The 12,776-nt window shown below is 66.7% G+C and carries 12 protein-coding genes; 9 read left to right on the forward strand and 3 right to left on the reverse strand.

Going from position 1 to position 12,776, the window contains the following annotated elements; all coding sequences use genetic code 11:
• The first annotated feature begins 16 nt into the window (after positions 1-16).
• Genes OB08_RS13070 through OB08_RS13110 form a run of 9 tightly spaced genes read left to right on the forward strand, consistent with a single transcriptional unit; the run spans position 17 to position 9,811 of the window.
• The gene (locus tag OB08_RS13070; RefSeq protein WP_461475405.1) at positions 17-934 is read left to right on the forward strand and encodes a sugar phosphate isomerase/epimerase family protein; all 918 of its coding nucleotides are present in this window, start codon (positions 17-19) and stop codon (positions 932-934) included.
• A 1-nt stretch (position 935) separates the two neighbouring features.
• A complete protein-coding gene (locus OB08_RS13075) occupies positions 936-1,697 on the forward strand; it encodes an SDR family NAD(P)-dependent oxidoreductase (RefSeq protein WP_461475407.1) in 762 nt (253 codons plus the stop codon).
• A gap of 5 nt (positions 1,698-1,702) precedes the next feature.
• The gene (locus OB08_RS13080; RefSeq protein WP_461475409.1) at positions 1,703-2,827 is read left to right on the forward strand and encodes an aldose 1-epimerase family protein; all 1,125 of its coding nucleotides are present in this window, start codon (positions 1,703-1,705) and stop codon (positions 2,825-2,827) included.
• Positions 2,828-2,860: 33 nt separating this feature from the next.
• Positions 2,861-4,084 carry a CaiB/BaiF CoA transferase family protein gene (locus tag OB08_RS13085; RefSeq protein WP_461475411.1) on the forward strand — a complete coding sequence of 408 codons (1,224 nt, stop codon included), beginning with the start codon at positions 2,861-2,863 and terminating at the stop codon, positions 4,082-4,084.
• Complete coding sequence (locus tag OB08_RS13090; protein ID WP_461475413.1) at positions 4,081-5,238, forward strand: hypothetical protein; 1,158 nt, start codon at positions 4,081-4,083, stop codon at positions 5,236-5,238. The genes OB08_RS13085 and OB08_RS13090 overlap by 4 nt, the downstream gene beginning before the upstream one ends.
• Positions 5,235-6,017 carry an enoyl-CoA hydratase/isomerase family protein gene (locus OB08_RS13095; RefSeq protein WP_461475415.1) on the forward strand — a complete coding sequence of 261 codons (783 nt, stop codon included), beginning with the start codon at positions 5,235-5,237 and terminating at the stop codon, positions 6,015-6,017. Before OB08_RS13090 ends, OB08_RS13095 begins: the two co-directional genes overlap by 4 nt.
• The gene (locus OB08_RS13100; RefSeq protein WP_461475417.1) at positions 5,956-7,224 is read left to right on the forward strand and encodes a fumarylacetoacetate hydrolase family protein; all 1,269 of its coding nucleotides are present in this window, start codon (positions 5,956-5,958) and stop codon (positions 7,222-7,224) included. Before OB08_RS13095 ends, OB08_RS13100 begins: the two co-directional genes overlap by 62 nt.
• Positions 7,221-8,273: a LacI family DNA-binding transcriptional regulator gene (locus OB08_RS13105; protein ID WP_461475419.1), complete on the forward strand. Its 1,053-nt coding sequence runs from the start codon at positions 7,221-7,223 to the stop codon at positions 8,271-8,273. The genes OB08_RS13100 and OB08_RS13105 overlap by 4 nt, the downstream gene beginning before the upstream one ends.
• A 20-nt stretch (positions 8,274-8,293) precedes the next feature.
• Entirely contained in the window at positions 8,294-9,811 is a 1,518-nt protein-coding gene (locus OB08_RS13110) for an aldehyde dehydrogenase family protein (RefSeq protein WP_461475421.1), read from the forward strand.
• On the opposite strand, the gene OB08_RS13115 is transcribed toward OB08_RS13110, so the two are convergent.
• From OB08_RS13115 to OB08_RS13125, 3 genes are read right to left on the reverse strand one after another with little or no spacing between them, the layout of a single operon-like run.
• A complete protein-coding gene (locus tag OB08_RS13115; RefSeq protein ID WP_461475423.1) occupies positions 9,808-10,830 on the reverse strand; it encodes a Gfo/Idh/MocA family protein in 1,023 nt (340 codons plus the stop codon). The genes OB08_RS13110 and OB08_RS13115 overlap by 4 nt on opposite strands.
• Positions 10,831-10,852: 22 nt before the next feature.
• Positions 10,853-11,665, reverse strand: coding sequence for a sugar phosphate isomerase/epimerase family protein (locus OB08_RS13120; protein ID WP_461475425.1), 813 nt, complete (start codon positions 11,663-11,665; stop codon positions 10,853-10,855).
• Between the two features lie 14 nt (positions 11,666-11,679).
• Complete coding sequence (locus OB08_RS13125) at positions 11,680-12,753, reverse strand: Gfo/Idh/MocA family protein (RefSeq protein WP_461475427.1); 1,074 nt, start codon at positions 12,751-12,753, stop codon at positions 11,680-11,682.
• Positions 12,754-12,776 lie beyond the last annotated feature (23 nt).

Raw genomic sequence — 12,776 nt, forward strand, 5'->3', positions numbered from 1 at the left:
GCAAAGGAGCACGAAAATGATCCAAGTCGGCATCTTCTCGGGATACTTCCCGTATGACCTCGAGACCACGGCGAGCAAGATCCGCACGCTGGGCTTCAACACCGTGCAGCTCGATCTGCACTTCACGGACATCGACCTCAGTGCCGGTCAGATCACCGACGACAAGGCCAGGCGCATCCGCGACACGTTCCGAGCCCACGATCTGCCGATCTGCGCCATTTCGGGCTATACGAACATCGTTCATCCCGACCTCGACGAGCGGAAGCGTCGCGTGGACTACCTGAAGGAGATCATCCGCAACGCGCGGAAGTTCGGTACGCCCTACGTCATCTCGGAGTCGGGCACCTTCAATGCGGAGAGCGACTGGGTGCACGACGACAAGAACAAGACGCAGGAGGGCTACGACACCGCGCTCGCGGTGCTGGACGACCTGCGTCAGACCGCCTACGACCACGGCGCGACGTTCCTCCTCGAGACGTACGTGAACAACGTCATCGGCTCCATCGAGGAGACCGAGCGCGTGTTCGCCGACCTGGCGGGCAAGCCGGGTATCGAGTTGCTGATGGATCCGACCAACTACTTCGAGACCCAAAACATCGACAAGCAGCAGCAGGTCCTCGGCGAGGTGTTCGACAGCTTGGGTGACCGCGTGCGAATCGCTCACGCGAAGGACGTCAAGCGGTCCGGCGACGACAAGAGCGAGAAGCACGCCGATATCGGCGACGAGCACGCTCTGGAGTCGCACACGTTCCGCGGCGTCGGGGAGATCGAACTGCCCGCCGCCGGCCTCGGCGAGCTCGACTACGAGTTCTACGTCGCACGGCTCGCGGAGAAGAGCCCGAATGTGCCGCTCATCATCGAGCACCTCGACGAGAGCGACGTCCCGCGGGCGAAGGAGTTCGTCGATGGAGTTCTGACGAAGGTGGGCGTCTGACATGACAGGGAATCCGTCGGCCCCCGGCCCTTCCGCCGTCGTCACCGGAGCCGGTGGTGCTCTCGGGAGGGCGATCGCGCTTCGGCTGGGTGCCGACGGGTTCGCCGTCGGGGTGCTGGGGAGGGAGGGAGAACTGCTGCGCGAAACAGCCGATCTCCTCGCGCGCGAGGGCATTCGTCACCACGTTCTCCCGGTCGACCTCCGCCATGCATCCGCGTTGGATGTCGCGCTGACCGAGACGGAGCAGCGGCTCGGGCCGCTGGGTGCTCTCGTAAACAACGCGGCCATTTACCCCACCACACCGCTGTTCGACATCTCCCAGGAGGAGTTCGAAGACGTGGTTCGCGTAAACCAGACCGCCTACTTCCTCGCCGCGCAGGGTGCGGCTCGCCGTATGGCGGAGAGGGGTGCGGGAGCCATCGTGAACATCGGATCAATCACCTTCCACGGCGGGTGGGCAAATCTCGCGAGCTACGTCACGACCAAGGGTGCATCAGTGGGGATGACGCGTGCACTCGCCCGCGAGCTGGGCCCACTCGGCATCCGCGTGAACGGCGTCTCCCCTGGCGCCTTCCCCACCAAGGCGGAGGAGATACACGAGAATCCGGGAGAGTACAGCGCCTGGGTGGTCGACCGCCAGTCGATCAAGCGGCGCGGAGCCGACGCCGAACTCGCCGCCGTCGTGTCGTTTCTGGTGGGTCCGGAGTCATCGTTCGTCACCGGCCAGACGATCAATGTCGACGGCGGATGGATCATGGAGTGAACCCGATGCCCTACCCCGAAAGCATCCCCTCGACCGCCGATCTGCGTCGCCGGACCGGCGATCTCGCCGCATTCGCCGGCATCCAGGAGGTTGTGCTGAAGAACGGACGCGAGGAGGGCGTGCGGGCTGTCCTGCTTCGCAACGCTTCCGGCCTCGAAGTGGAGGTCCTCGTCGACCGTGCCTTCGATCTCGGCGGGGCACGGTACCGCGGCGTGCCCTTCGGCTGGCGCAGCGGCAACGGCTTCCGGCATCCGGGGCTGCACGAGGCTGATGCGGAGGACGGACTGTCCTGGCTGCGCGCTCTGGACGGGCTGCTGGTCACGGGCGGCCTCGACCACGCGCTCTTCGGCGGAGTGTACGACGCGAGTCACTACGCCTACCCGCCCAAGCAGACCGTTCGCCACGGCCTGCATGGCCGTCTCACCGCCATCCCTGCCCGGCTGCTGAGAGTCGAAGAGGAATGGCGGGACGAGGGGGGCGTGCTGCGCGTCGTCGGCGAGGTGATCCAGGCGACGTCGTTCGGGGAGCACCTGCGACTGACTCGGACGGTAGAGATCGACATCTTCGGAACCGAGGTGCGTGTACGCGACGTCGTCGACAATCTCGGATTCGAACCGACGCCCCACATGTTCCTCTATCACCTCAACATCGGCTACCCGTTCGTCGACGACGGAACCGCTCTGCTTGCGCCGATCGCGGGCCACGTGTGGGCCTCGGATTCGACCCGCGAACAGGGTGTCTCCTACGACGCGCTGTCTGCTCCCGTGGACGGATTCGTCGAGCAGGTCTGGGAGCACGCCCTCACGCCCGGTGACGACGGGCGCCACCGCGTCGCCCTTCACGCGGCCGACGGCTCGCGGGGGATCGAGGTGTCGTGGGATGCGGGGAGCCAGCCCTATTTCTTCGAATGGCAGAACCTGCGGGCTGGTCAGTACGCCGTGGGCTTGGAGCCATCCAGCGCCGCGGTGACGGGCGAGGCAGCGGCGCGCGCCGACGGCACCCTGACCTGGCTCGCGCACGGTGAATCGCGCACGTATGACCTGGCAGTGCGCGTGCTGGCCGACTCGCGCGAGGTCGAGGAATCCAGGTCGCGCATCCGCGCCATCGGCCCGCAGCCCTCGGCATACTGAATCCCCGTCACTTCGCTTCTGAAAGAGATCCCCATGACCGAAGACAGCTCCACTCCGAGAGGAGTCCTCACCGGGTACCGTGTGCTGGACTGCTCGATAGCCATGGCGGGGCCCTTCGCGGCGCAGCGCCTGGGCGACCTTGGAGCCGACGTCATCAAGGTCGAGCCGACGACCGGCGAGTGGCAGCGTCATGCGGCGGCGGGCGGCGCGCGCGGCAACCAGATCAACGTCTCGTTCCTCTCCCTCAACCGCAACAAGCGGTCTTTCGCCGTCGATCTGAAAGCGCCGCACGGGCGCGAGCTGCTGTACGGGCTCGTCTCCGAGTCGGATGTCTTCTTGCAGAACTATCGGCCCGGAGTCGCCCAGCGGCTGGGGGTGGACTACGAATCGTTGCGCACGATCAACCCCGCGCTCGTATATGTGTCGATCTCCGGCTATGGCGAGGACGGCCCGTACCGCGACCGCCCCGGACAGGACCTCCTGCTTCAGGCACTGTCCGGCGCGATGCTCTCCGCAGGCGCGGCGGGAACCCCACCCCAGGCGGCCGGCCAGTACATCGTCGACGCCGTCACGGCCTCGACCGCATTCGAGGCGGTGCTCGCCGCGCTCTTGCACCGGGAGCGCACGGGCGAAGGCCAGCGGGTGACCGTGAACATGCTGGACGTCATCACGACGCTTCAGATGCAGGAGATCTCCGTCTACACGATGGGCGGGGTTCCCCAGGAACGCAGCGAACAGCCCCACGCGCACGTCTACATCCGCTCACCGTACGGAACCTTCGCAACGACGGACGGATTTCTCGCGCTCGCGATGCCCCACCTGCCCACGCTCGGCGATCTGATCGGAGAGCCCAGCTTCGCCGAGATGGACGGCGAGACCGACGGTTGGGACCGTCGCGACGAGATCCACGCCAAGGTGGCCGACAAGCTGCGCACGCGGAGCACGAGCGCATGGTTCGATCTGCTGAGCGCGGCCGGCATCTGGGTGGCCCCGGTCTACTCGTACGAGGAACTCGTGAACGACGCACAGGTCGCGCACAACGGAACGATGGTGGAGTACGACCACCCCACCGAGGGGAGAGTCCGCACACCCGGTTTTCCATACCGGTTCTCCCGCACCCCAGCCCGCATCGCACGCGGTGCGCCGCTCGCCGGCGAGCACACCCGGGAGATCCTCGAAGATCTCGGCGTGCCGTCGGAGCGGGTCAGCGCTCTGCTGGACGAGGGGGTCATTGCCTCCGCGAGCGCGCCTTCATGATGCCGTCCTATGCCGGGCTCACCTGGGATCACCCGCGGGGTCGTGCGGCACTCGAGGCGGGTCGTGCGCACGCGGCGTCGGTCGGCGTCGACCTCACGTGGGACGTGCACTCGCTAGAGGGCTTCGAGTCTGCCTCCATCGCCGAGCTCGCGGAGGTCTACGACCTGATCGTGCTCGATCACCCGCACCTCGGCGACGCCGTCGCCTCGCGGAGCCTGCGTCCGGTGGAGGAGGTCGTGGGTTCTGAAGCGATCGCGGATCTCAAGCGCCGCGCGGTCGGTCCCTCGCTCGCCTCATATCAGCTCGCAGGTTCCACCTGGGCGCTGCCCCTGGACGCGGCGACGCAGGTGAGCGGGCGCCGCGCCGATCTGCTCGGCGACCAGCCCAGGAGCTGGGACGATGTCCTGGCGCTCGGATGGCGGCATCCGGTCGCCCTATCGGTGGCTGGACCCCACGCCTACCTTTCCTTCGCATCCATCTGCCAGAGCTTCGCCGCTCCGCTCGCGGTAGACGCTGCCGACGAGATCGTCCAGGCGGATGTCGGATCGCACGCGCTCGGCGTCCTCCGCCAACTCGCCCGCCAAGCACCGAGGGGGTCTCTGGATCAGAACCCCATCGCCCTTCTCGAACGGATGACGACGACGGACGACATCGCGTACATTCCGCTCGTCTACGGATACGTCAACTACGCCAGCCCCCGCCGGGACCGACGCGTCACATTCGGCCCGGCCCCCGAAGGCCTGGACGGAGTCACCGGCTCTACCATCGGTGGCACAGGGATCGCCGTCACGAGGCGGTCAGAAGCCGACGACGGTCTCCGGGCGCATCTCCTCTGGCTCGTCAGCGATCCGGTTCAGATGGGGCATATCCCGCTTCACCGCGGTCAGCCTGCAGTCCGCGCCGCGTGGCAGGACGAGGCCGTCAACGGCACTTCGGGCGACTTCTACCGTCGCACGCGTCGGACGATCGAGGGCGCCTGGGTGCGGCCCCGGTTCGAGGGATTCATTCGCGCACAGCGCGAGCTGTCGAACATCGTGCGCGAGGGGCTCCGGGATGACTCCGACCTGTCCGACGTGCTCGAGCGTATGACCCGGGTTCACAACGACGCCGTCTCCCGCGCGGACCGTTCAACTGTGGAGGAAGTAGGAACATGATCTCCAGCACCATCGACGAGGTTCTCGTCGAGACCGACGGACACATCGTCGTCGTGACGCTCAACCGTCCCGCGAAGCTCAACGCGGTCACGCCCGAGATGTCGAAGGAACTCACCAGACTGGCCCATGCGGTCAACGAAGACGACGAGGTGCGGGTCGCGGTGCTGACCGGCGCCGGCGAGCGCTCCTTCTGCGCCGGGTCCGACATCCGCACGCTCGACGATTACGAGAGCCCGTGGGCGTTTCGCAACCGGGTCGACTATTGCGACGCCCTGCGAGAGGTACGGAAACCTCTCATCGCGGCGGTCAACGGCTACGCCTTCGGAGGTGGTGTGGAGACGGCGATGATCTGCGACATACGTCTAGCGGCCGACACCGCGATCTTCGCGGCCTCCGAGATCAAGCTGGGGTGGATCGGTGGCGGTGGGATGAGCGCGTTCCTCGCGCACAGTGCCGGACCCAGCAACGCTGCGCTCATGCTCCTCACCGGCGACCCGATCGACGCCGCGATGGCGAAGGACTGGAAGCTCGTCACGGAGGTGCACCCGCGTGAGACTCTGCTCCCCCGCGCCGTCGAGCTCGCCCACACCATCGCGGCGAGAGCGCCGATCGCGGCTCAGACGGCGAAGGCGAACCTTCGCGCCGCCTACACGATGCCGTTCGAAGACGCGATGCGGTACGAGCGCGACCTGCAGACGATCTGCTTCGCCACCGACGATGCGGCCGAAGGACGCGCGGCGTTCACCGAGAAGCGTGCGCCTTCCTTCAGAGGTCGCTGATGATGACGCCCGAGGATGGAGAGACTTCTCGATGACTTGGTTCCCCGAAATCGGCGCCGCCCTTCCGGCCGACAGCGATGACGCCATCCTCATCGGCCGCGTGTGGGAACCGGCCGCGGAGGGACCGACACCTGTACTCGTCGACGACGGCGAGGTGCTCGGGCTGGCTCGGACATACCCGACCGTGAGCGCTCTCCTCGAGCAACCCGACCCGGTCGCCGCCGCGCGCAGCGCCCGTGGCGCCGCGGTCGGCTCGCTGGAGGAGGTCTACGCCAATACCGCCTTCGACGAGCGAGATCCGGGTCGCCCGTGGTTCTTGGCGCCGCACGATCTGCAAGCCGTGAAGGCCGCAGGGGTGACATTCGCCGTGTCGATGATCGAGCGCGTGATCGAGGAGCGTGCGCGCGGGGATCACGCCGCCGCCGCCGAGCTTCGGGCCTTCATCGTCGAACGCGTCGGGGGAGACCTCCGCGGGGTGCAGCCCGGCTCGGAGCGCGCCGCGGAGCTGAAGTCGTTCCTCATTGCGGAGGGCTTGTGGTCGCAGTACCTCGAGGTGGGCATCGGCCCCGACGCCGAGATCTTCACGAAGACCGCACCTTTGGCTTCCCGAGGTACGGGCCAGCGGATCGGCGTCCTCCGCTCGTCGCAATGGAACAACCCCGAACCCGAGGTCGCCCTTGCGGTGTCCTCGCAGGGGGCGGCTGTCGGAGCGCTCCTCGCCAACGACGTGAATCTCCGTGACATCGAGGGACGCAGCGCACTCTTGTTGCCGAAAGCGAAGGACAACAACGCCTCATGTGCGACGGGGCCCTTCATCCGACTGTTCGACGACCGGTACAGCATCGATGACGTGCGCGCGGCGGAAGTTTCGGTGCGCGTTCAGGGCCGCGACGGCTTCGTTCTCACCGCCGTGAGCGACATGCGCCAGATCAGCCGCGATCCGCTCGATCTCGTGGCACAGCTCATCGGGCCGCATCACCAGTATCCCGACGGCGCGGTGCTCATGATGGGGACGCTCTTCGCTCCGATCGAAGACCGCGACGCTCAAGGCATGGGATTCACGCACAAGGCGGGCGACGTCGTCGAGATCCACTCTGATTCCCTGGGGACCCTGGCCAACGTGGTTGACTTCAGCGAGGACTGCGAACCATGGGACTTCGGGATGGCGAACTTGATGACCAACCTCGCTCGAAGAGGGCTGTTGTGACCGGCGACTCAGACGTCATGCCGCCGAGAGTCACGCGGCGCAAGACCCGCGACGCGACCGTCCTCGATGTCGCGGCGGCGGCGGGCGTGTCGCCTTCCACCGTGTCCCGCGCGATACGCGAGCCCCAGTCGGTTTCCGAGGCGGCCTACGCGGCGGTGATGCGCGCCGTCGAGGAGACCAGCTACGTGCCCAATCGCGCGGCCAGCAACCTCGCGTCCAACCGCAGCGGCACCGTCGCGGCCGTCATGCCTGCGATGAGCTACTCTGTGTTCGCCGACACCATCCATGGGCTCGAGGCGGTGCTCTCGGAAGCCGGCATCCAGCTGTTCCTCGGGACGACCGACTACGACTCGGGCCGGGAGGAGAAGATCCTGGGTGCCTTCCTGGGGCGCCGACCAGACGGCATCGTCCTCGTCGGCGCCTCACATACCCCAGGCACTCGGCAGTTGCTGCGACGCTCCCGAATCCCCGTCGTGGAAACCTGGGATTGGAGCGACGACCCCATCGACTCACTCGTGGGGTTCTCGAACGGTGCCGCGTTCACCGCCGTCGTCGAGTTCGTGCTCGCCGCAGGGTACCGGCATCCCACTTTCGGCGGTTGGCTCACGGGTGACGACTCACGCGCGCACTCACGACGCGATGCGTTTCGCGACACGCTGAGCCGACTGCGGCCGGGGGAGCCGGTCCGCATCGTCGACACCGCTGCCCGCGGCATCAGTGTCGAGGCCGGAGCGTGGCTCGTCGACGAGGTGAGGAAGATCCACCCGGAGACGGACGTGCTCGTGTGCGCGAGTGACATCTTCGCCACCGGCGCGATCCTGCAGGCCCAGTCTCTCGGTCTCCGGGTGCCTGAGGACCTGGCCGTGACCGGCTTCGGCGACTTCGAGGTAAGCAGGTTCCTGCACCCCCCGCTCACCACCATCCAGACCCCGAATGAAGGCATCGGCCGGCGAGCCGGGGAATTGCTTCTGGAACGCATCGCACATTCGGACGCCGACCCGGTGTCGATCGATCTCGGTTTCACCCTGCTGCGCCGCGCGAGCGCCTGAACCCCACGCCCAGGAGCCTCATGCCCGACACACTGACGACCACAGACCCCCGCACCGGCATCGCCTCTGACACCGGAATCAGGCCGACCTCCGCCGATGACGTCGCCGCGATCGTGGCGCGCGCGAAAGCCGCGGCGCCCGAGATCGCGTCGCAAGGCCGGGCCTGGCGCGCCGAACTCCTCGAGTCGCTCGCCGATGCCCTGGAGGAACGCGCCGACGCCCTCGCGGCCATCGCTGAGGCGGAGACCGGGCTCACCTCGGCACGTCTGAGCGGCGAGCTCGGTCGCACGACCTTCCAGCTCCGGCTCTTCGCCGAAGCCGTCAGGGAGGGCGGATTCCTGGAGGCGGCAATCGACCATGCCGCCCACACCGCCGTCGGCCCCCAGCCGGACGTCCGCCGGATGCTGGTCCCGATAGGCCCGGTGGCCGTGTTCGGGTCGAGCAACTTCCCGTTCGCGTTCTCCGTCCCGGGCGGCGACACCGCCTCCGCGCTGGCTGGAGGGAATCCCGTCGTCGCGAAGGCGCACAGCGCGCACCCGCTGACCTCGAAAGCCGCTTTCGAGGCGCTCCAGGAGGGTGCGCGACGTGCGGGTGCTCCCCGCGGCACGATCGGCATCGTCTTCGGTCAGCAGGCAGGTACCGAGCTCGTGGGGCATCCCGACGTCGCCGCCGTAGGCTTCACCGGGTCGCTGGGCGCTGCACAGCACTTGCGAGCCGCGATCGAGGCACGGCAGGTACCCATCCCGTTCTACGGCGAGCTGCAGAGCGTGAACCCGCTCATCATCACCGAAGCGGCGCTGCAGGCGAGGAGCGCCGAGATCGCCGCCGCTCTCAGCGTGTCTGTGACCGCATCCGGTGGTCAGCTGTGCACGAAGCCGGGGATCGCGTTCATTCCCGCAGGCGTCGCCGCTGACCGGTTCGCTGCTGAGCTCGCGACGGCCGTCGCTGCTACCGACACCGCCGTGCTCCTCAACGAACGTGTCCTGGCATCATTCAGCACGGCCGAAGAGGCGCTGGAGGGCGCGCCAGGCGTCACCTCGCTCACCGGCACCGCGGAATCCAGCGCGGAAGGTTTCGCTGTCTCGCCCCGAGTGCTGCGCGTCCGGGCTCGTGAGGTGACACCCGAGCACACGATCGAGGCGTTCGGACCCCTCGTGCTGGTCGTCGACTACGAAGACCAGGAGGAACTGGTCGACACGCTGGCGAAGGTGCCCGATTCCCTGACGGCCACCCTCCACATCGAAGACGCTGACCTCGACGGCATCCGACATCTGCTGCCGGCGTTGCAGAAGGCATCCGGGCGCGTCGTCTTCAATGGGTATCCAACCGGGGTCCGGGTGTCGTGGGCGCAACACCACGGAGGACCGTGGCCGGCCACGAACACTCTTCACACCTCTGTCGGCGTGACCGCGATCCGCCGATTCCTCCGGCCCTTGGCGTGGCAGAATGCGCCCGAGGCGCTGCTCCCCGAGGAGCTCCGGGACGGCTACAGCGGCATACCCCGCCGTGTGGACGGCGTCCTCGTCGTCGCGCATTAGGTTCTCTCGCCTGGGATTCCAGACCCTCGCGGCGGCGGTCCCTCGCCCCTTGCCTTTCTCTCTCTTAACCCCGCGGCACGGTAGATGCTGTCAATCGTCCGCATGGTCTCTATCGAGCGCGACACACTCGTGTGGTTCGGGCCCCCGGCGACGACCGCGTCTCGGAAGGCTTCGAGCTGAAAGCTGAAGCTTGAGCGAGGATCAGCGGTCTCGTGAAGACTCCAGTGTCCGCCGTCAGCGACGATCTCACCCCCGAGGTGAGGTTGAAACGGCATCGTTACGGTCATCCGCCCGTTGGTGCCGCGCACCTCAGCGCGTACGTCCACTCCAAGATCTCCGCGCATGCCCGCCCTGACTCGGGCGCCGACGCCGACGTAGTCAAGGCGTGCATCCATCGAAGAATCAACCTGTCCTAGGGAGGTCGCAACGGCTGACACCACCGTCGGCGCCACTCCCAAGACATCCCGGAGCCATCGGACCGGGTAGCAGCCAAGATCCATCAGGGCGCCACCCGCAAGCTCCTCACTCCACCGCACTTCGTCGTCCTCGGGGATGGGTGCCACGTACGACGCTGCCGCGAACGAAATTCGACCCAGTCGGCCGCTCCGCACGATCTGTGCCGCCCGTCGCGTCTGGGGATGGTGCGAAGTGTGATGGCCCTCCATAACGACACGCGAGGCGGCGTTCGCCGCAACGTGGACGGCGTGGGCCTCCTCCGCATTCGCTGTGAGCGGCTTCTCGCAGAGCACGTGCTTGCCGGCAGCAACGGCGGCCAACGTCCATCGTCCATGTAGGCCGATCGGCAGCCCGATGTAGACCCCGTCGATGTTCGGGTCAGCGAGCAAAGAGTCGTAATTGTCGTGTGCGTGAGGGATGCCGTGCGTGCCCGCGAATGCTCTCGCGCGCCGCGGATCGCGGGCGGCGACAGCTCCGACCTGTACGTCATCTAGTTCGCGTGCCGGCGCCAGCAGGGCCTCCGGTGCTATCTTCGCTGCCCCCAGAACCCCAATGGTCAGCATGGTTGGGGATGAGCGGGTCTGGTCATCGCGTCCGGTTCTCGAGGCGACCCCAGTGCGGGTGACTTGCAAGACGCGTGTCGATGCTCTTGAGCGCGTCGCGTGACCGGCCGAGCTGGATGTACGGGTCACCGCCCACGGCATAGCCTTGGACGCCGATCGCAGATGTGTACCCAGTTGTTGCAACGCTCGCAAGGAAGGCGAACTCATCGAATTCGCCCATCCCGACGGGACGGATCCGGGGGATCTGCGGCGGCGCGGCGGTGAGATTGTCAAGTCCGCACACGTTCACGTTGCCCAGGTATGCCTCGGAGCCCGCGAAGAGGATGTCGGGGTTCGTCTCTCCCGCGACGAACCAGTGAATAAGTGACAAAGTCGTGCCGAGCCTGCCGGGTGCCGCAAACTCGCGGCAAAGCCGGATGGCGGTGGCATGGTCGTGGAGAGGGAATCCGACATGCGGGTAGAGCAACACTTGGAGATCGGTATGAGAGGCCTGCTCCACCAGCCATTCCGTCGTCTCGAGCATGCGGTCGAACGGATCTCCCGCAGAAGACCCCGCTCGATCTACGAGAGCCACCTCGACCCTGCTGCACCCTTCCAACTCGGCAAGGAGCCGGGAGACGCGCCTTCGCAGCGGGTGTTCCCGTCCGAGGGAGATGTCGACCTCGACCCACACTGCGCGCACCGGCAGGCTGGACGAAGCGACTCTAGCGACATCGTTCCAGGCCGCGTCACTCCAGAGGGTGAGATAGGTGTAGGAGTAGCCCAGTTCCGCGGCGATTTCTGCCCGCGCTTCAAAGCTGTAGGTGGCCGAATGGCCATAGAACGCAGTGTCCATGGCGAAGTACTCCCTCATCGCCGCGAGTCCGGTGCGTCGATGATCACGCGCGCCCCGGTGGCAACCGACTCGTAAACGGCCTGAAGACACTGGAAGCGAAAGAGCGCTCGCTCGGAAGTGCGCAGCGTGTCCTCTGAGAGGCCCTCCAGGTAACGAGCAAGTGGCCGGTCGTGCGCCTCACCGGACTGGGGAAACTTCTCAGTGGTCAACTGCGGAGTGCCCTCGTTGTCCTTCGTCAGAGTGACAGCACCCTCGCCCACCCAGTCAATCCAGTCCCACCGAATTGCTCCCGCCGCACCTTCGATCTCGGTGGTCGACTGAGGCCGCCCGTGCGTGCAAGCCGCACGTTCGTATGTGACGGTCACCGGGGCGCCCGTCGACCTGAAGTAGCGCAGGGTTGCCCCCACGTGCTGTTCAACGTCATCCTCTCCCGGACCGGCCGCTGCGGTCCTAGGAGATGCCAGCCAGGCTCCGCTCACCTCCACGCGCACCGGATTGAGCAAGTCATCGAGCGCCGCGAAATCGTACGGGCCCCAGTCCATCAACGTTCCCCCGCCGCTGATGGACCGATTGAGGAACCATTTGGTAGCCGGCTGATATTCGATTCCAGACCGGTTACGCTGGGCACGGTTGATCCACGTCACGTGGTATGGGTCCCCGATGGCACCATCTTCGAGCAGCTGCTTCGTTCTTGTGCTGGCGGCCACACCGAGGAGTCGCACGTCACAGACCGCAAGGCGGACGCCGTGCGCTTGTGCAGAAGCGAGCATCGTCTGAGCCTCCGACACGTTGAGGGCGAGCGGCTTCTCGCACAGCACGTTTCGCCCGCTCTCCATCGCCGCAAGTGAGATCGCCAAGTGTGATGAGGGCGGAGTCGCGACGATGACGAGGTCGTCCGGCAGGCTTGGCGGCTGAAGCATTGCTTCGACGGAGTCGTAGCCGTGGGCTTGTGGGAACTGCTCGAGGAAAGAGTTCAGCACGCCACCGTTCGAATCCGCTGCGTGCACCTCAGCTTCGGGTATGAGGCGTTGAGCGGCCGCGACGTGCATTCGCGCGATAGCTCCGGCCCCGACGAGATACAACCGCATGCTATGAGTACCTTTCAGTTGTG

Source organism: Microbacterium sp. HJ5 (assembly GCF_054824025.1).